Origin of the sequence: Bradyrhizobium semiaridum (assembly GCF_020329505.1) — a bacterium.
Classification (GTDB): Bacteria; Pseudomonadota; Alphaproteobacteria; order Rhizobiales; family Xanthobacteraceae; genus Bradyrhizobium; species Bradyrhizobium semiaridum.
On the sequence record NZ_JAGKJJ010000052.1, the window covers coordinates 1 to 18,548 of the forward strand.

At 67.2% G+C, this 18,548-nt stretch carries 14 protein-coding genes; 12 read left to right on the forward strand and 2 right to left on the reverse strand.

Annotation, left to right across the window (positions count from 1 at the left end; all coding sequences use genetic code 11):
- Positions 1 to 11 precede the first annotated feature (11 nt).
- Positions 12 to 1,424, forward strand: coding sequence for a mannose-1-phosphate guanylyltransferase/mannose-6-phosphate isomerase (locus J6500_RS30980; protein WP_225716510.1), 1,413 nt, complete (start codon positions 12 to 14; stop codon positions 1,422 to 1,424).
- A 58-nt stretch (positions 1,425 to 1,482) separates the two neighbouring features.
- On the opposite strand, the gene galE is transcribed toward J6500_RS30980, so the two are convergent.
- The gene (galE, locus tag J6500_RS30985; RefSeq protein WP_225716499.1) at positions 1,483 to 2,487 is read right to left on the reverse strand and encodes a UDP-glucose 4-epimerase GalE; all 1,005 of its coding nucleotides are present in this window, start codon (positions 2,485 to 2,487) and stop codon (positions 1,483 to 1,485) included.
- 237 nt (positions 2,488 to 2,724) lie between these two features.
- On the reverse strand, positions 2,725 to 3,183 hold the full coding sequence (locus tag J6500_RS30990; RefSeq protein ID WP_225716500.1) for a VanZ family protein: 459 nt from the start codon (positions 3,181 to 3,183) through the stop codon (positions 2,725 to 2,727).
- A gap of 171 nt (positions 3,184 to 3,354) precedes the next feature.
- Here J6500_RS30990 and J6500_RS30995 point away from each other — a divergent pair, with 171 nt between their 5' ends.
- From J6500_RS30995 to J6500_RS31045, 11 genes are all read left to right on the forward strand, one after another.
- On the forward strand, positions 3,355 to 4,026 hold the full coding sequence (locus J6500_RS30995; RefSeq protein WP_225716501.1) for a response regulator transcription factor: 672 nt from the start codon (positions 3,355 to 3,357) through the stop codon (positions 4,024 to 4,026).
- 82 nt (positions 4,027 to 4,108) lie between these two features.
- Positions 4,109 to 5,485, forward strand: coding sequence for an ATP-binding protein (locus J6500_RS31000; protein ID WP_225716502.1), 1,377 nt, complete (start codon positions 4,109 to 4,111; stop codon positions 5,483 to 5,485).
- 125 nt (positions 5,486 to 5,610) lie between these two features.
- Entirely contained in the window at positions 5,611 to 7,008 is a 1,398-nt protein-coding gene (locus tag J6500_RS31005; RefSeq protein WP_225716503.1) for a hypothetical protein, read from the forward strand.
- A gap of 128 nt (positions 7,009 to 7,136) precedes the next feature.
- Complete coding sequence (gene ccmI / locus J6500_RS31010; RefSeq protein ID WP_225716504.1) at positions 7,137 to 8,243, forward strand: c-type cytochrome biogenesis protein CcmI; 1,107 nt, start codon at positions 7,137 to 7,139, stop codon at positions 8,241 to 8,243.
- 59 nt (positions 8,244 to 8,302) lie between these two features.
- Positions 8,303 to 8,818 carry a cytochrome c maturation protein CcmE gene (gene ccmE, locus J6500_RS31015; RefSeq protein WP_225716505.1) on the forward strand — a complete coding sequence of 172 codons (516 nt, stop codon included), beginning with the start codon at positions 8,303 to 8,305 and terminating at the stop codon, positions 8,816 to 8,818.
- Complete coding sequence (locus J6500_RS31020) at positions 8,815 to 10,803, forward strand: heme lyase CcmF/NrfE family subunit (protein WP_225716506.1); 1,989 nt, start codon at positions 8,815 to 8,817, stop codon at positions 10,801 to 10,803. The genes ccmE and J6500_RS31020 overlap by 4 nt, the downstream gene beginning before the upstream one ends.
- Positions 10,803 to 11,309 carry a cytochrome c-type biogenesis protein gene (locus tag J6500_RS31025; RefSeq protein WP_225716511.1) on the forward strand — a complete coding sequence of 169 codons (507 nt, stop codon included), beginning with the start codon at positions 10,803 to 10,805 and terminating at the stop codon, positions 11,307 to 11,309. Before J6500_RS31020 ends, J6500_RS31025 begins: the two co-directional genes overlap by 1 nt.
- Before the next feature lie 169 nt (positions 11,310 to 11,478).
- Complete coding sequence (locus J6500_RS31030; protein ID WP_225716507.1) at positions 11,479 to 13,059, forward strand: Do family serine endopeptidase; 1,581 nt, start codon at positions 11,479 to 11,481, stop codon at positions 13,057 to 13,059.
- Positions 13,060 to 13,349: 290 nt separating this feature from the next.
- A complete protein-coding gene (locus tag J6500_RS31035; RefSeq protein WP_225716512.1) occupies positions 13,350 to 14,030 on the forward strand; it encodes a response regulator transcription factor in 681 nt (226 codons plus the stop codon).
- Positions 14,031 to 14,033: 3 nt separating this feature from the next.
- Positions 14,034 to 15,488: a sensor histidine kinase gene (locus J6500_RS31040; protein WP_225716508.1), complete on the forward strand. Its 1,455-nt coding sequence runs from the start codon at positions 14,034 to 14,036 to the stop codon at positions 15,486 to 15,488.
- Complete coding sequence (locus J6500_RS31045) at positions 15,485 to 18,442, forward strand: bifunctional [glutamine synthetase] adenylyltransferase/[glutamine synthetase]-adenylyl-L-tyrosine phosphorylase (protein WP_225716509.1); 2,958 nt, start codon at positions 15,485 to 15,487, stop codon at positions 18,440 to 18,442. Before J6500_RS31040 ends, J6500_RS31045 begins: the two co-directional genes overlap by 4 nt.
- Positions 18,443 to 18,548: the final 106 nt, after the last annotated feature.

Below are 18,548 nucleotides of genomic sequence, written 5' to 3' on the forward strand. Positions count from 1 at the left end.
TTGAGGCATCGATGAACCGACGAATTATCCCCCTGATCATGTGCGGCGGCGCGGGCACCCGGCTGTGGCCGGCCTCGCGCGAGGTGCATCCGAAGCAGTTCCTGTCGCTGTTCGGGGCGCGCTCGACCTTCCAGGAGACGCTGCTGCGGGTGTCGGACGCGGCAACGTTCGAGCGGGCGATCGTGATCACCAACGAGGCCTACCGCTTCATGGTGCTGGAGCAGCTCGCCGAGATCGGGCTCGAGGCCGACGTGCTGCTGGAGCCGATGCGGCGCGATTCGGGACCGGCGATCGCCGCGGGCGCGGCGTTCGCGCAGAGCCGCGATCCGGACGCGATCGTGCTGGCGCTCGCCGCCGATCACCTGGTGCGCGACACTCAGGCCTTCGTCGCGGCGTGCCGCGAGGGGCTGGCGGCGGCCGAGCAGGGCCGCATCGTGACCTTCGGGGTCCGGCCGGAACGTCCCGCCACCGAATACGGCTACATCAATCCCGGCGACGTGGTCGCCGGCGAGGTGCGGGCGGTCGCGCGCTTCGTCGAGAAGCCGGATGCGGCGACCGCGGCCGGCTATATCGATGCCGGCTATCTCTGGAACAGCGGCAACTTCATGTTCCGCGCTTCGATGCTGCTCGACGAGTATCGCAATGTCGATGCCGACAGCGTCGCCTCGGTCGAAGAGGCGGTGACGAATGCGGCGCGCGATCTCGGCTTCGTCAAGCTCGACGCGGCATCCTTTGCCGCGGCGAAGGCTATCTCGATCGACTATGCAGTGATGGAGAAGACCTCGCATGCCGCGGTGGTGCCGGTGGCCTGCGGCTGGTCCGACATCGGCTCGTGGCGCCAGGTCTGGGAGCTCTCCGACAAGGACAGCCAGGGCAACGCGGCGCGCGGCGCCGCGGTGTTCGAGGATTCCCGCAACTGCAACGTCGCGACCGACCGTGCGCTGGTCGCGCTGGAGGGCGTCGACGATCTCGTCGTCGTCGCGACGCAGGACGCCGTGCTGGTGTCGCGGCAGAAGGACGCGGGTGGCCTGAAGCGGCTGGTCGCGAAACTGAAGGTGACGGCGCCTGAGGTCACCGAAAGCCACATCAAGGTGCATCGTCCCTGGGGCTCCTACCAGTCGGTCGACAATGGCGAGCGCCATCAGGTCAAGCGCATTGTCGTCAAGCCGGGCGGACGGTTGTCGCTGCAAAAGCATCATCACCGCTCCGAGCACTGGATCGTGGTGCGCGGCACCGCGCAGGTGACGGTCAACGAGCTGATCAAGACCGTGCACGAGAACGAATCGATCTACATCCCGATCGGCGCGGTTCACCGGCTGGAGAACCCCGGCAAGATCCAGCTCGAGCTGATCGAGGTGCAGACCGGCAGCTACTTCGGCGAGGACGACATCATCCGCATCGAGGACGATTACCAGCGCGCGTGAGATCGTTCGGGTCGTGACGCGATCGGGATCGCATCACGACCCGCTCACGCGCGTTGTCTCACGCGTATCCGTTCGGATTGTTGCTCTGCCAGCGCCAGTGATCGGCGCACATCGTCTCGAGCGACCGCACCGCTTTCCATCCCAGCAGCTTTGTCGCGTAGTCGGTCGCGGCATAATAGGCGTCGATGTCGCCCGGACGGCGCGGCTTGATGTCGTAGGGAATCGGCCGGCCGCTCGCGGTCTCGAAGGCCCTGATCACGTCGAGCACGCTGCTGCCGGAGCCGGTGCCGAGATTGACCGCGAAACATTGCGGCGTGTCGAGCAGCTTCAGCGCGGACACGTGACCGGCGGCCAGATCCATCACGTGGATGTAGTCGCGCACGCCGGTGCCGTCGGGCGTATTGTAGTCGTTGCCCCAGATGTTGAGCCGGTCGCGGCGTCCGATCGCGACCTGGGCGACGAACGGCACGAGGTTGTTGGGAATGCCCTTCGGGTCTTCGCCGATCAGTCCGCTTTCATGCGCGCCGACCGGATTGAAGTAGCGCAGGATCGCTATTCCCCAGCTCGGGTCGCTGACATGCTGGTCGCGCAGCATCTCCTCGATCACGAGCTTGGTGCGGCCATAGGGATTGACTGCTTTGAGCGGGTGCTCCTCGGTGTAGGGCAGGAACAGCGGCGTGCCGTACACGGTCGCCGACGAGCTGAACACGATCTTGCGCACGCCGGTGGCGCGCATGGCGCGCAGCAGCCGATGCGAGCCGATCACGTTCTGGTCGTAATATTCGAGCGGCTCGGCGACGGACTCCTGTACCGATTTCAGGCCGGCGAAATGCATTACGGCGGTGCAGCCATGCTCGCCGAGCGCCTTCTCGAGCGCAGCCTGGTCGCGCACGTCGCCTTCGACGACGGTGAGCGGTTTGCCGCAGATCGCCTGTACCCGCTCCAGTGCTTTGGGGCTGCTGTTGGAGAAATTGTCGAAGACGACGACGTCTTCGCCCGCCGACAACAGGGCGACGCAAGCGTGTGAGCCGATATAGCCGGCGCCACCGGTGACCAGGATCATGCGATGTCTCTGCGTTACGCGACGGCGATTTCCGCATCGTCGCAGCATTCATAGCATTGCGGATTTTTCGACGCCAAGCGCTGTTTGCGTGCGCGCCGAATATGGTCAATGCATAGGTTGCAGGTTCTCAGGTTTTCTAGGGCAAGGATCGAGAGGGTCAACCGCGGGATGCGATCGTTTGGGTTAACGGCGGACTGCTCCGAAGGTTCGATTGCAGCCCGAGGCCTCGCCGCGTCGTCAGCTCGCCGATTGTTCGGGCAGCTTCTTGAAGCGGCCGATCTGGTCCTGCACGATCATCATCACGAGCCGGCCGGCGCCGATACCGCAAAGTCCGCCCACGGCCTTCACCAGCGCATCGAACAGGCGGCCATGGCGATCGGGGGTCAACAGCTGCATCGCCTCCAGCACGAACGCGCTGGTGAGGACGATCACGACGATCGGCAGCATGCGGCGCGGATAGCCCATCACCAGCGCCAGCCCGAGCAGCGTGAAGGCGATGAAGTGCTCTAACTGGGGGCTGCCGATGATCGGCCGGTCTTCGATCGGCGACAGCGTCACGAATGCGATAAAGGCGAGCGCCAGCCACCCTGCAATACGAAACAGTCTTTGAGTCATAATGGACAGGGGTAGGCGACGGGCGAGGCCGCCGCAACCGGCAAGCCCCGGCGCCGGGCGGTTTGCCGCGGCGATCCGCAATTATCGTTAATATTAGCGTACCGGGATCCGGCGTGCCCGCCTGTCGCAAATCTGCTAAACCGGCAAATGACCAAAATGTAACATTTCGCCGCGCGCCCCGTTCATAGCCCGTTCACAGCCGGAAGCCTCATTTGATGACGGAACTCGCAATGCTCACCCCCGGAGGCCAAGGTGCGTCTGCTCGTCGTTGAGGATGATCCGGATTTGAACCGCCAGCTCACCACCGCGCTGACGGATGCCGGCTATGTTGTCGATCGTGCATTCGACGGCGAGGAGGGGCACTTCCTCGGCGACAGCGAGCCCTACGACGCCGTCGTGCTCGATATCGGCCTGCCGAAGATGGACGGCATCTCGGTGCTAGAATCGTGGCGCCGCAACAAGCGGGTGATGCCGGTCCTGATCCTGACCGCACGCGACCGCTGGAGCGACAAGGTGCAGGGCTTCGACGCCGGCGCCGACGACTACGTCGCCAAGCCATTCCATCTCGAGGAGGTGCTGGCGCGGATCCGCGCGCTGCTGCGCCGCTCCACCGGGCACGCCCAGGTCGAGCTGGTCTGCGGCCCCGTGATCCTGAACACCCGCACCAAGCGCGTCAGCGTCAACGGCAATCCGATCAAGCTGACCTCGCACGAATACAATCTGCTCGATTACCTGATGCACCACACCGGGCGGGTGGTCTCGCGCACCGAGCTGGTCGAGCATCTGTATGACCAGGACTTCGACCGCGACTCCAACACCATCGAGGTGTTCGTCGGCCGCATTCGCAAGAAGCTCGAGGTCGACATCATCCAGACCGTGCGGGGCCTCGGCTACATGCTGGCGCCGCCGCCATCGGGCGCTTGATCGTCGCGCGGGCATCGGCATCATCAACGTGGGATTCGCCCATGTCGAGGCCTGCTGACATGATCTTCGTGACCGTGCCCTGATGCGCGGAAGCTCGCTTGCCACCCGCCTGTTCGTCTCGGCGACCGCCTGGCTCGTGGTGATCCTGGCGATCACGGGCGTCATCCTGTCGTCGGTCTACCGGGACGCCAGCGAGCGCGCCTTCGACCGCCGGCTCAATCTCTATCTGCGCACCCTGATCGCCGAGGTGGCGACGCCGGACGAGCCGGCCGACCGCCAATTCCAGTCGCTCGGCGAGCCGCTGTTCGACCTGCCGCTGTCGGGCTGGTACTGGCAGATCACGCGCACCGACACCGAGAAGGGCGAGACGCGTGCCTCGCGCTCGTTGTGGGACAAGAAGCTGCCGCGGCTCGAGGAGCACGGCGCCGATCTGACCGCCGCCGGCGTCCGGCTCGGCTATGTCGATGGGCCCGAAGGCCAGAGCCTGCGCATGGTGGAGCGGCCGGTCGACCTCGGCGCCGACGGTAAATTCCTGGTCAGCGTGGCCGGAGACGCGACCGAGATCTTCGACGAGACCCGTAGCTTCGACTACTATCTCGGCGGCACCTTCACCGCGCTCGGCGTCGTGCTGTTGCTGACCACGATCTTCCAGGTCCGCTACGGCCTCGCGCCGCTGAAACGCATTTCGGAGGCGATCGCCGACATCCGCTCCGGCCGCGCCGAGCGGCTGGAAGGCCAGTTTCCGGTCGAGATCGCGCCGCTGGCGCGCGAGACCAACGCGCTGATCGATGCCAACCGGGAAATCGTCGAGCGCTCGCGCACCCATGTCGGCAATCTCGCCCATGCCATCAAGACGCCGCTGTCGGTGATCGTCAACGAGGCCGGCGCGCATGCCGCCGATCCGTTCGCAAGCAAGGTGCTGGAGCAGGCCGCGGTGATGCGCGACCAGGTCGCCCACCACCTCGAGCGCGCGCGGATCGCCGCCCGCGTCACCATCGTCAGCACGATCACCGAGGTTGCGCCGGCAATCGAGGCGCTGCGCCGGACCATGGAAAAGATCCACCGCGATCGCGACCTTTCGATCGAGGCCAAGGCCGATCCGGCGGCGCGCTTCCGCGGCGAGCGGCAGGACCTTGAGGAGATGGTCGGCAATCTCGTCGACAATGCCTGCAAATGGGCGGCCTCGCGGGTCTTCATCGAGGTCAGCGTCGAGCCGCCGAAGGAGGCGGGCGCCGGGCCAAGGCTGCACATCGTGGTCGACGACGACGGCCGCGGCCTGTCCGAGGCCGAGCGTGCCCAGGTCTCCCGCCGCGGCCAGCGGCTCGACGAATCCAAGCCCGGCTCGGGGCTCGGCCTGTCGATCGTGACCGATCTCGCTGGCCTCTATGGCGGCCGCCTCACCCTGGAGGATGCGCCGATCGGCGGGCTGCGGGCCGAGCTGGTGCTGCCGGGGGTTTAGGCCGGCCCCCGTCGCCGGGCGGTCATTATTCCTAAACGGGTTCTTAACGCGGACCCTCTTAAGATCGGGGATGGACGCGCTGCTGCGCCTCCGTGGGGCACCCGGGTTTTCATTTTACCAGGCGCATGAGCCAGAAATCGACCGAGCGGCTGAGAGATTATCTCGCGCAGCTTCCGCCGCAATCGCAGGCGCTGCTGATGCGCGAGCTCGAGCGGGCGGTCGAACGCGGCGAGGACGTCGCCGTCGCCAACTTGGTGCTGGAGCAGCTGCGCAAGATCGTTCGCAGGGTCGAGGAGGACGAGGCGATTCCGCCGCGCACCGACGATCCGGCGCGGCTGCTGTTCCGTCCGCTTGAGCCGTTCCTCACCGAGACCAATTTCCCGACCCGGCCCGGCCAGCTCCGGCGTGCCTCGCTGCTGCCGATCTGGCAGTGGCTGGCCCGCGAGGGTGCGCCGGAAGCGGCCCGCGACTTCGAGAAGGCGCTGGCCGCCGCCACCGAAAGCGGCCCGATTGAGGCCGCCGCCCGCAAATTCCAGCTCGTCGCAGCGGAAGCCATCCTCAAGCTGGCGATGCCGGCCCAGGGCGACGACCGTCAGCGTGCGCTGTCACGGGTTGGCCCGCCCAGCGTCGTCGAGGATCTGCTGCCGGTCGGGCTGGTGCTGCAGGCGCGCGAGGCGCTGGAGACGCTTGGTAACCGGCTGCCGACCCAGATCCGGGTGTTCGCCGACTCCCAGATCGCCTCCGCCACCGATGCGCTCAAGGTGCCGTCGTTGCAGACGCCGCAACTGCTGCCGTTCGCCCTGTCACTGATCGCGCAGCGGCTGGTCGCGCCGTGGCAGATCATTCGCCTCGCCATCAAGATGGCGGGCTCGGACGATGAGCTGCGGGTCTCGGCAACGCCCTACGGCGTCGCCGTCACCATCGCGCTGCACGATCTGTCGTTCGTCGCCGCCTGCCTGCGCACCGATATCCGGCGCGGCCATTTCGAATATGTCGGCGAGCAGCTCAAGACCCTGCATGACGGCGTCCGTGGCCTGCGCACCGAGCTCGATCTGCGCAACGAGTCCGCCTGGGGACGCCAGCTCACCTCGGTCCGCGCCGACACTTCGAACGCGCTGCAATCGGAGATCGAGAGCGTGCCGGGCCGGGTCCGCCGCATCCTGCGCCAGCGCGCCGACAAGGACATTTCCGCCGGCGCCAAGGTCGACATGTCCGAGGTCGAGGATACCGCGGCCTTGATCGATTTTGTCGCGGTGTGCCGTACCTATGCCAGCGAGCTTGCGATCAACGAGGTGACGCTGCGGACCTTCTCCGACCTACAGCATTACGTCGAGCACTCGACCGAGGGGCTGGTGCAGTCGCTGCGCGGCGGCGATATCCGGGTTCGCGCGTACCGGCAGCAGCAGGTCCAGGCCGCGATCCGGTTCTGCGAGGTGCTGTTCGGGCACGACTACGCCTCGCTGATGAACCGGGCGGCGGAGAATGCCGTGACCGGTGAGCGCAAATCGTCCCGCGCCGGGTAGCGGCCGAACGGCCTTATTCCGCCGTCTGATCGATCCAGCAATTGTCAATTGCGGGGCTTACCGCCGGTAGTGTAAAGCGATTCTAAAGCGGCTCACCTGATGCCGCCGTTTCACCCGGGAACCGCTTGATGACGCTGTGGTTTGTGTTCGCGCTGATGACGGTCGCGGCGATCTTCGCCGTGCTGTGGCCGCTCAGCCGAAGCGGCCGCGCCGGGACCGGCGGCAGCGAGGTCGTGGTCTACCGTGACCAACTTGCCGAAATCGACCGCGATATGGCCGCGGGGATCATCGGCGCCGCCGAAGCCGATGCGGCGCGGGTCGAGATCAGCCGGCGGCTGCTCGCGGCCGCCGACCAGGACGGGCGTGAAGGTCCGGTGAAGGGTCACCTCCGGCTGCGGCGTGCCGCTGCGGTCGTCGCCCTGGTCGGGCTGCCGGTCATAGCTTCCGGCTTCTATCTGACGCTCGGCTCGCCGCGGCTCGGCGATTTTCCGTTGTCCGAACGCAGCCGGGTCGCCGATGCCAACCAGCCGCTGGCAAATCTGGTGGCACAGGTCGAGGCCCATCTGGAGAAGAACCCGACCGACGGGCGCGGCTGGAACGTGCTGGCGCCGGTGCTGTCGCGGCTCGGTCGCTACGATGACGCAGTCCGCGCCTATCGCAACGCCATCACCTATGCCGGCGACAACGCCGATCGCCGCGCCGCCCTCGGCGAGGCGCTGATGGGGACGGCCGGCGGCGTCGTCACCGCGGAGGCCAAGACCGAGTTCGAGCGCGCAGTGGCGCTGGATGCCGACGAGGCGAAGGCGAATTACTTCCTCGGCATTGCCGCCGAGCAGGACGGCCGCAAGGCCGATGCCGCCGCGATCTGGCAGAAGATGCTGGCGAAGGCGCCGGCGGACGCACCGTGGCGGCCGCTGCTGCAGGCCGCGCTGGTGCGGGTCGGTGGCGTCGCCGCGCCGGCGCTGCCGGAGGGCGCGATGGCCGCGGCCAAGGACATGAGCGAGGCCGATCGCGGCTCGATGATCCAGGGCATGGTCGACCGGCTGGCGACGCGGCTGAAGCAGAATGGCGACGACGTCGAAGGCTGGCTGCGGCTGGTGCGCGCCTACCTCGTGATGGGCGAGCGTGACAAGGCGATCAGCGCGCTGAGCGATGCCCGTCAGGCCGTCGCCAAGGACGCCGAGCGCTTGCGCCAGCTCAATGAAGGGCTGAAGAATCTCGGGCTGGATGGATAGCGCATGACACCGAGGAACCTGCAGCGGAGTTCGGAGAACGTCTTGCGCAAGGGTGGACGATGACCAGGAAGCAACGGCGTCTGACATTGATCGGCTGCGCGCTCGCAGTGCTCGCGATCGCCGCGGGGCTGGTGCTGAACGCGCTGCGCGACTCCATCGTGTTCTTCTCGACGCCGTCGATGGTCGCCGAAAAGCACATCGGTCCCGGCAAGCGCTTCCGTCTCGGCGGCCTGGTGGAAACCGGCTCGGTCAAACGCGGCGACAATCTCGCCGTCACCTTCACCGTCGCCGACGGCAGCGCGACGCTGCCGGTCGCCTTCAAGGGCATCCTGCCGGACCTGTTCCGCGAAGGGCAGGGCGTCGTCGCCGAGGGCGCGCTCGACACGTCGGGCGTGTTCCGTGCCGACACCGTGCTGGCCAAGCACGACGAGACCTACATGCCGAAGGAAGTCGCCGATGCCCTGAAGAAGCAGGGTCATTGGAAGGACGACTACCGCGCCAAGCCGAACGAAACGCCAGGCGCGAACGCAACGCCGAGCGCCTCGGTAGCGCCGACCCAGGGAGCGATGCGGTGATCGCAGAGAGTGGACATTATGCCCTGGTGCTCGCGCTCGGACTGGCGCTGATCCAGTCCGTGGTGCCGCTGCTCGGCGCGCGCTGGCGCGATGCGGCGCTGATGAATGTCGCGCGCTCGACCGCGCTCGCGCAATTGCTGTTCGTCGCGGCCTCGTTCGCGGCGCTGGTGACCCTGCACGTCACCTCGGATTTCTCGGTCCTTAATGTCTACGAGAATTCGCATTCGCTGAAGCCGCTGCTCTACAAGATCACCGGCGTGTGGGGGAATCATGAAGGATCGATGCTGCTGTGGGTGTCGATCCTGGCGCTGTTCGGCGGCCTCGTCGCCGCCTTCGGCAGCAACTTGCCGCTGTCGCTGCGCGCGCATGTGCTGGCGGTGCAGGCCTGGGTCGCCAGCGCATTCTATCTCTTTATCCTGATCACCTCGAACCCGTTCCTGCGCATCGCCAATCCGCCGATCGAGGGACGCGATCTCAATCCGGTGCTGCAGGACATCGGCCTCGCGGTGCATCCGCCGATGCTCTATCTCGGCTATGTCGGCTTCTCGATCTCGTTCTCCTTTGCGGTGGCGGCGCTGCTCGAGGGCCGCATCGATGCCGCCTGGGCGCGTTGGGTCCGCCCGTGGACGTTGGTGGCGTGGATTTTCCTGACGCTCGGCATCGCGATGGGCTCCTACTGGGCTTATTACGAACTCGGCTGGGGCGGCTGGTGGTTCTGGGATCCGGTCGAGAACGCCTCGCTGATGCCGTGGCTGGCCGGCACCGCGCTGCTGCATTCGGCGCTGGTGATGGAGAAGCGCAATGCGCTGAAGGTGTGGACCGTGCTGCTCGCGATCCTGACCTTCTCGCTGTCGCTGCTCGGCACCTTCCTGGTGCGCTCCGGCGTGCTGACCTCGGTGCACGCCTTCGCCACCGATCCGACCCGCGGCGTGTTCATCCTGCTGATCCTCTGCGTCTTCATCGGCGGCAGCCTGTCGCTCTACGCCTGGCGCGCATCGGCGCTGAAGCAGGGCGGGCTGTTCGCGCCGATCTCGCGCGAGGGCGCGCTGGTGCTCAACAACCTGCTGCTGACCACCGCCTGCGCCACCGTGTTCGTCGGCACGCTATATCCGCTGGCGCTCGAGGTGCTGACCGGCGAAAAGATCTCGGTCGGCGCGCCGTTCTTCAACTTCACCTTCGCGCCGCTGTTCGTGCCGCTGTTGATCGCGGTGCCGTTCGGACCGCTGCTGGCCTGGAAACGCGGTGACCTCGTCGGTGCGGCGCAGCGGCTCCTGGCCGCCGGCATCGCCGCGCTGCTGGCGATCGCGCTGGTCTTGGCGTGGACCTATGGCGGCGCAACGCTGGCGCCGCTGGCAATCGGGCTTGCGGTCTTTGTGGTGGCCGGCGCGCTGTGCGATCTCGCCGAGCGCATCGCGCTGTTCCGTGTGCCGCTGCCGATCTCGCTGCGCCGGGCGCGCGGATTGCCGCGCGCGACCTGGGGCACCGTGTTCGCGCATGCCGGCCTCGGCGTCGCGCTGATCGGCATCGTCTGCGAGACCACCTGGAACAGCGAATATATCGGCGCCATGAAGCCGGACGACGTCGCCAAGGTCGCCAGGTACGAGCTGCGGCTCGACGGCCTGACGCAGCGCCAGGGGCCGAATTTCCGCGAGCTGCTGGCCCAGTTCAACGTCAGCCGCGACGGCGACAAGGTCAGCGTCATGACGCCGTCGAAGCGCAACTTCACGACCCGCGGCGCAGCGACCACCGAGGCCGCGCTGCTGACGCGCGGCGCCAGCCAACTCTACATTTCTCTGGGCGATGCATCGGCCGACGGCGCGATCGCGGTGCGGATCTATCACAAGCCGCTGGTGCTGCTGATCTGGTGGGGACCGGTGCTGATGGCCTTCGGCGGCGTGCTGTCGCTGTCCGACCGCCGGCTGCGGGTCGGCGCGCCGAAGCCGGCCAAGGCCGCCGCGGCGCGTGCATTGCAGGCGGCCGAATGATGCGCGCGCGCAGCCTGTTTGCCGGGGTCATCGCGCTAACCGTCTCGCTCGGCGCACTGCCGGCCCATGCCGTGCTGCCCGACGAGATCATGGCCGATCCGGCCAAGGAGGCGAGGGCGCGCGATCTGTCGCGAGAGCTGCGCTGCATGGTCTGCCAGAACCAGTCGATCGACGATTCGGAGGCGCCGCTGGCGCGCGACCTCCGCCTGCTGGTGCGCGAACGCATCGCGGCCGGCGACGACGACCGGCAGGTGATCGATTTCCTAGTGGCGCGGTACGGCGAATTCGTGCTGCTGAAGCCGCGCCTCAACGAGCACACGTTGCTGCTCTGGCTGAGCCCGCCGCTGGTGCTTTTGGCCGGAGGCCTGGCGCTGTGGCGGTTCGGCCGGCGCAAGCCAATGGCGGCGAACGGCGAGGGCGGCGCGGCCCCGCCGCTGACCCCAGACGAGCAGGCGCGCCTGGACCAGCTTCTGGCTGCGGATTCCGCGCCCGAGCAGCGCGGTTAGTTCCTCGATAACCCCTTCTTTTGGCTGCGCTATTCTGCCGCACACGCGGCGGCCTTGATTACCAAAGTTTAATTCCGCCTCCAGCGCGCTGTAAGGCTGATGACCCCATGTTCAGACCCATCAGGTGCCTGCCCCCGCACCGTTGATTCTGGCCTGGAGATTTCAAGCAATGACCGACCGTCCTGACCTCTCGACCCTTCCTTCCTACAAGGCGCCGAAGCGCTCGCTGTTGTCCGCCCGCAAATTCGCGCTGATGGCATCGGTTGTCGCCGGCCTCGGCGTCGCCGCTTACGGCCTCAGCCCCTCGCACAATCCGGCCGACCTGTTCTCGACCCCGGCGCATGCCCAGGTCAACAACGAGGTCCGCAAGGTTCAGCAGCCGGTCGGCTTTGCCGACATCGTCGAGCGCGTGAAGCCGTCGGTCATCTCGGTGAAGGTCAATATCCGCGAGAAGGTCGCCAAGGACGACGGCAATGACGACTCGCCGTTCCAGCCGGGTTCGCCGATGGAGCGCTTCTTCCGCCGCTTCGGCGGTCCGGATGGTCTGCCCCCGGGTCTGCGCGGCGGACCGCGCGGTGGCGGCGTCGTGACCGGCCAGGGCTCCGGCTTCTTCATCTCGGCCGACGGCTATGCCGTGACCAACAATCACGTGGTCGACGGCGCCGACAAGGTCGAAGTCACGACCGACGACGGCAAGACCTATTCCGCCAAGGTGATCGGCACCGATCCGAAGACCGACCTCGCGCTGATCAAGGTCGAGGGCGGCCCGAACTTCCAGTTCGCCAAGCTCTCCGACAGCAAGCCGCGGATCGGCGACTGGGTGCTGGCGGTCGGCAATCCCTTCGGTCTCGGTGGCACCGTGACCGCCGGCATCGTGTCGGCCTCCGGCCGCGACATCGGTAACGGCCCGTATGACGACTTCATCCAGATCGATGCGCCGGTGAACAAGGGCAACTCGGGTGGCCCGGCGTTCGACGTGTCGGGCGAGGTGATGGGTGTCAACACGGCGATCTACTCGCCGTCCGGCGGCAGCGTCGGCATCGCGTTCTCGATCCCCGCCGCGACCGTGAAGAGCGTCGTCGCGCAGCTGAAGGACAAGGGCTCGGTCAGCCGCGGCTGGATCGGCGTCCAGATCCAGCCGGTGACTTCCGACATCGCCGACAGCCTCGGCATGAAGAAGGCCGAAGGCGCGCTGGTTGCCGAACCGCAGGCCAACGGCCCGGCGGCGAAGGCCGGCATCGAATCCGGTGACGTCATCACCGCCGTCAACGGCGAGCCGGTGAAGGATGCGCGCGAACTCGCCCGCACCATTGGCGGCCTGTCGCCCGGCAATTCGGTGAAGCTGAACGTGCTGCACAAGGGCCAGGACAAGGTCGTCAACCTCACGCTCGGCCAGTTGCCGAACAACATCGAGGCCAAGGCCGACACCGACAAGGGCGGCAGGGGTGACTCGTCCCGCGGCACCGACGTGCCGAGGCTCGGCCTCACCGTGGCGCCTGCCAACAGCGTGGCCGGCGCCGGCAAGGAAGGCGTGGTCGTGACCGAGGTCGATCCCAAGAGCGCCGCCGCCGAGCGGGGCTTCAAGGAAGGCGACGTGATCCTCGAGGTTGCCGGCAAGGCCGTCGGCACCGCCGGTGAGGTGCGCGATGCGATCACCGCGGCGCACAGCGACAACAAGAACAGCGTTCTCATGCGCGTGAAGAGCGGCGGTTCGTCGCGCTTCGTGGCAGTGCCGCTGGCCAAGGGATAACTATCTATGAGTTGGGAGGTGTCGCCGGCATCAGTCGCCCCCGCCGACGGCGCTTCCCGGGGGGCGGGCGCCCCGCTCGCTCCCTCTGTTGCCTTTCGATGGAATACGCCCCCCTCCGTCGGAAGGTCTCAGGGCGGTGGAGTCCCCCAGCTTCACCGCCCACTTTTTTCCGCCTCCGCAGCATCCTGCGGCAGCAAATATCCCAGATTATGCGCGGTCGCCTTGCATGTGCAGGCCGGCCGCGCCATGCTGACAGAGGGCCAATTTCCGTGACCGCAACCGCTCCGCAAATGCGCATCCTGATCATCGAAGATGACCGCGAATCCGCCGACTATCTGGTCAAGGCGTTCCGTGAAGTCGGCTATATCGCCGATCTCGCATCCGATGGTGAGGAGGGGCTGTCGATGGCCGATAGCGGCGACTACGACGTGCTGGTGGTCGACCGCATGCTGCCGAAGCGCGACGGCCTGTCGCTGATCGGAAGCCTGCGCGACAAGGGCAACCGTACGCCGGTGCTGATCCTCTCCGCGCTCGGCCAGGTCGACGATCGCATCAAGGGCTTGCGCGCCGGCGGCGACGACTATCTGCCAAAGCCGTACTCCTTCGCCGAGCTGCTGGCGCGCGTCGAGGTGCTGTCACGGCGCAATGTCGGCCCGGCCGAGGAGACCGTCTACCGGGTCGGCGATCTCGAGCTCGACCGTCTCTCGCATCGCGTCGCCCGCGGCAAGGATGAGCTGACATTGCAGCCGCGCGAGTTTCGCCTGCTCGAATATCTGATGAAGCACGCCGGACAGGTCGTGACGCGCACCATGCTGCTCGAGAACGTCTGGGACTATCACTTCGATCCCCAGACCAATGTCATCGACGTACACATCTCGCGGCTGCGCTCCAAGATCGACAAGGGTTTCGAGCGGCCGCTGCTGCACACGATCCGCGGCGCGGGCTACATGATCCGCGACGGCATCAGGTAGACCGTGACCGCCTTCGGCAAATTGATCCGCACCACGGCGTTTCGGCTGACGCTGGTCTATCTGTTGCTGTTTGCGCTGTTTGCCGCCTCGCTGCTGGCCTATTTCGCCTGGAATACGCGCCGTCTGATCACCGAGCAGATTTCCACGACGGTCAATGCCGAGATCGGCGAGATCACCGATATCTATAATCGCCGCGGCCTGCGCGGCCTGCAGGGCACCATGGCCAATCGTGCGCTGCGGCCGGGCGCCAACCTCTATCTGGTGACGACGCCGAACGGCCAGGCGCTCGCCGGCAATGTCGGCGCGCTGGCGCCAGGCGTGATGAACGTGCAGGGCTGGACCGAGACGGCCTATCGCCGGCTCGACGACCAGGACAACACCGACCATCGCGCGCTGGTGCGGGTCACCGAGCTGACCAACGGCTTCCGCCTCCTGGTCGGGCGCGATCTCGAGGAGCGGCGGCGGCTGTTCGGGATCGTCGCCAAGGCCGCACAATGGTCGATCCTGGTCGTCGTCGTGCTCGGCATCGGCGGCGGCATTTTCGTCGCGCGGCGCGTGCTGCACCGGATCGATGCCATGACCGGCACCACCCAGCGGATCATGGCGGGCGACTTGTCCGGCCGCCTCCCGGTCGGCCGCAGCGGCGACGAGCTCGATCGCCTGGCGGAAAACCTCAATGCCATGCTGGAGCGCATCGAGGCGCTGATGACGGGCCTCAAGGAGGTCTCCGACAACATCGCCCACGATCTCAAGACGCCGCTGACGCGGCTGCGCAATCGCGCCGAGGAGGCGCTGGCGAAATCGGGCTGCGAGGCCGACTACCGCGCGGCGCTGGAACGCACGATCGAGGAGTCCGACGGGCTGATCCGCACCTTCAATGCGCTGCTGATGATCGCGCGCGCTGAGTCCGGCCAGGCGCGCGGCAACATGAACGATTTCGACGGCGCCGACGTCGCCAACGGCATCCACGAGCTGTACGAGCCGCTCGCCGAGGACGACGGCATGACGCTGCAGGTGAAGACCGGGCCGGCGCCGATCCACGGCAACCGCGAATTGATCAGCCAGGCACTCGCCAATCTGGTCGAGAATGCCATCAAATACGGCAAGCCGGGAGCCGGCGTGCAGCCGCTCAACGCGCAAGCCAGCGAGATCCTGATCGAGGCGCGGCGCGAGGGCGACCAGGTCCTGCTCAGCGTCACCGACCACGGGCCCGGCATCCCCGAGGGCGACCGCAAGCATGCGGTGGAGCGCTTCGTCCGGCTCGAAGCGAGCCGCACCTTGCCCGGTTCCGGGCTCGGCCTCAGCCTGGCTTCGGCGGTGGCCACGCTCCATGGCGGCGAGTTGCGCCTCGGCGATGCGCATCCCGGCCTGGTCGCTACCCTGGTCCTGCCGGCGCGGGCGGGCAGCAGTGACAGGCTTGCGGCTCAAACGCAGGATGTGCCACAGAAGGCGGCATGAATGCCGCCGCGCCGGGAAACGCGGATCGACATCGTCTGGCCGCGCGGTTCGCGGACGGACCGCGTGTCGCCGCGCCGCAATCCGCCGATCAGCGCCTGACCGACTGGTTCGCCGAGCTCGAGCCGGCGCAATCGGCCGCGCTCGAGGCGCTGCTGGACCAGCCGTTCGTGCGCGACATCCTGCGCGGCATCGCCGAGTTCTCGCCCTATCTGTTTGAGCTCGCGCGCGCCGACGCCGCGCGGCTGATCCGGGTGCTATCATGCGACCCGGAGTCGCATCTGGCCGGCCTGATCGAGACCACCTCGCGCGAGGTGCTCGCCGCCGGCAGCGAGGCCGACGTGATGCTGCTGCTCCGCCGCATGAAGGCGGAGGCCGCGTTGATGATCGCGCTCTGCGACATCGGCGGGGTCTGGCCGGTGATGCGGGTGACCGCGGCGCTGACCGACATCGCCGTGACGTCGGTGCAATCGGCGCTGCGCTACCTGTTCCGCCAGGAAGTCGCGCGCGGCCGGATGACCGCCGCCGATCCCGAACATCCCGAAATGGGCTCCGGCCTGATCGTGCTCGCGATGGGCAAGATGGGCGCAGGCGAGCTGAATTATTCCAGCGACATCGACCTGATCGTGTTCTTCGACCGCAGCGCCACTTCGCTCGCCGAGGACATCGAGCCGCAGCCGTTCTTCGTGCGGGTGACCCGGGCGATGGCGCGGATGCTGCAGCAGCGCTCCGGCGAAGGTTACGTGTTCCGGGTCGATTTGCGGCTGCGCCCGGACCCGGCCTCGACCCAGGTCGCGATCTCGACCGACGCAGCGCTGCATTATTACGAGCGCGAGGGCCGCACCTGGGAGCGCGCCGCGATGATCAAGGCGCGGCCTTGCGCCGGCGATGCGAAGGCAGGCGATGCGCTGATCGCCGAGCTCGCGCCGTTCGTCTGGCGCAAGCACCTGGACTTTGCGGCGCTCGCCGACGTCCACGACATGAAGCGGCAGATGCAGACCTATCGCGGCCAGAGCGAGATTTCGGTCGAGGGCCACAACGTCAAGGTCGGCCGCGGCGGCATCCGCGAGATCGAATTCTTCGCCCAGACCCAGCAGCTGATCGCCGGCGGCCGGCATCCCGAATTGCGGGTGCGGCCGACGCTGGAGGCGCTGGGCGTGCTCGCCGACAGCAACTGGATCACTTATGAGGCGCGCGACCAGCTGACGACGGCCTACGAATTCCTGCGCCGGGTCGAGCACCGGCTGCAGATGATCGCCGACGAGCAGACCCATTCGCTGCCCGAGGAGCCGGAGGCGGTCGAGCGCTTCGCGCATTTCTTCGGCTACGAGAACCGCGAGGCCTTTGCCAAGGACCTGCTCGGTCAGCTCAAGATCGTGCAGAGCCATTACGGCAAGCTGTTCGAGGGCGACGATCCGACGGGCACCGCGAAGCTGCCGGATCTCAATTACGGCGCCGGGCCCGATGACGCCCGCCTGGTCGAGCACCTCGCCAATCTCGGCTTCAAGAAGCCGGTCGCGGTCGCCGGCACCGTGCGGCACTGGATCGAGGGCGATTACCGTGCGCTGCGCGTCGAGGCGACGCGTACCGCGTTCCTCGAATTCATTCCCGGCCTGATCGACGGCCTCGCCCGTGCCGAGGAGCCCGACGATGCGGTGACGGCGTTCGACCGCTTCCTCGGCGCGCTGCAACGCGGCGGGCGGCTGATCTCGCTGCTCAGCCAGAACCGCGACCTGGTCGCGCTGGTGGCGCTGATCCTCGGCGCCGCGCCGCGGCTCGGCGACATGCTGGCCCGGCAGCCGCAGATCATGGACGGCCTGATCGATCCGCGCTTCTTCGGCGCGATGCCGGACAAGAAGGAGCTGTCGGATCGGCTCGCCGCCACGCTGCAGGATGCCTCATCCTACGAGGATTTCCTCGATCGCCTCAGGCTGTTCGGCCAGGAGAGCCTGTTCCTGATCGGCACGCGGATCCTGTCAGGCACAGTATCGGCGCAGCACGCCAGCACCGCGTTCGCCGACGTCGCCGAAGGCATCGTGCACACCGTGCATGGCCTCGTCACCGATCAGTTCGCCGCGCAATACGGGCGCATCAAGGGGCAGGAGACCGCGATCATCGCGATGGGCCGGCTCGGCAGCCGCGAGATGACGGCGTCCTCCGATCTCGATCTGATCCTGCTCTACGATTACGACGCCGAGGCGCCGGATTCCGACGGCGAGCGCTCGCTGCACGGCGCGCAGTATTTTGCCCGCTTCACCCAGCGCCTGATCAGCGCGTTCACGACGCGCACAAATTACGGCGTGTTGTACGAGGTCGACATGCGGCTGCGCCCGTCCGGTCGAGCCGGCCCGGTCGCCTCGCGGATCGATGCGTTCTCGGATTACCAGGAGCGCGAGGCGTGGACCTGGGAGCATATGGCGCTGACCCGCGCCCGGGTGATTTCGGCCTCGCCGGAGTTCCGCGACAAGATCGAGGCGATCATCCGCAGCGTGCTGACGCGGCCGCGCGATGCGGCGTCGACCGCGGCCGACGTCGCCGACATGCGGCGCGCGATCGCGCTGGAGAAAGGCGAGGACGACGTCTGGGATCTCAAGCTCGCCGCCGGTGGGCTGGTCGATATCGATTTCATCGCGCAGTATCTGCAGCTCGCGCACGCCTCGATGAAGCCGGAGATCCTCAGCGTCTCGACCCTGCAGGTGCTCGACAACGCCGCCAAGCTCGGCCTGCTCGGCCAGTCGGAGGCCGAGATCCTGCGTTCGGCGGCGCGGCTCTATCACGACCTGACCCAGATCCTGCGGCTCTGCGTCACCGGCAAGTTCAACCCGGATACCGCCGGCGACGACCTCTTGCGCGTGATGGCGCGGGCAGGGGATACGCCGGATTTCTCCTCGCTGGAAGCCCGCCTGCGCGAGACCCAGAGCGAGGTGCGGCGGGTCTTCAACGCCATTGTGGGTTAGGTTTAGACGGCCCCGTCATGCTGAGAGGATGTGAGGCTTTTTCCTACCCACCGCTGTCATCGCCTGGCCTGTGCGCAATTGCGCACATGGACCGGGCGATCCAGTA

Coding starts and splice junctions, on each gene's coding strand:
- J6500_RS30980 (WP_225716510.1), top strand. CDS start 12: ATGAACCGACGAATTATCCCCCTGATCATGTGCGGCGGCGCGGGCACC.
- galE (WP_225716499.1), bottom strand. CDS start 2,487: ATGATCCTGGTCACCGGTGGCGCCGGCTATATCGGCTCACACGCTTGC.
- J6500_RS31000 (WP_225716502.1), top strand. CDS start 4,109: ATGCGCGGAAGCTCGCTTGCCACCCGCCTGTTCGTCTCGGCGACCGCC.
- J6500_RS31005 (WP_225716503.1), top strand. CDS start 5,611: ATGAGCCAGAAATCGACCGAGCGGCTGAGAGATTATCTCGCGCAGCTT.
- ccmI (WP_225716504.1), top strand. CDS start 7,137: ATGACGCTGTGGTTTGTGTTCGCGCTGATGACGGTCGCGGCGATCTTC.
- ccmE (WP_225716505.1), top strand. CDS start 8,303: ATGACCAGGAAGCAACGGCGTCTGACATTGATCGGCTGCGCGCTCGCA.
- J6500_RS31025 (WP_225716511.1), top strand. CDS start 10,803: ATGCGCGCGCGCAGCCTGTTTGCCGGGGTCATCGCGCTAACCGTCTCG.
- J6500_RS31030 (WP_225716507.1), top strand. CDS start 11,479: ATGACCGACCGTCCTGACCTCTCGACCCTTCCTTCCTACAAGGCGCCG.
- J6500_RS31035 (WP_225716512.1), top strand. CDS start 13,350: ATGCGCATCCTGATCATCGAAGATGACCGCGAATCCGCCGACTATCTG.
- J6500_RS31045 (WP_225716509.1), top strand. CDS start 15,485: ATGAATGCCGCCGCGCCGGGAAACGCGGATCGACATCGTCTGGCCGCG.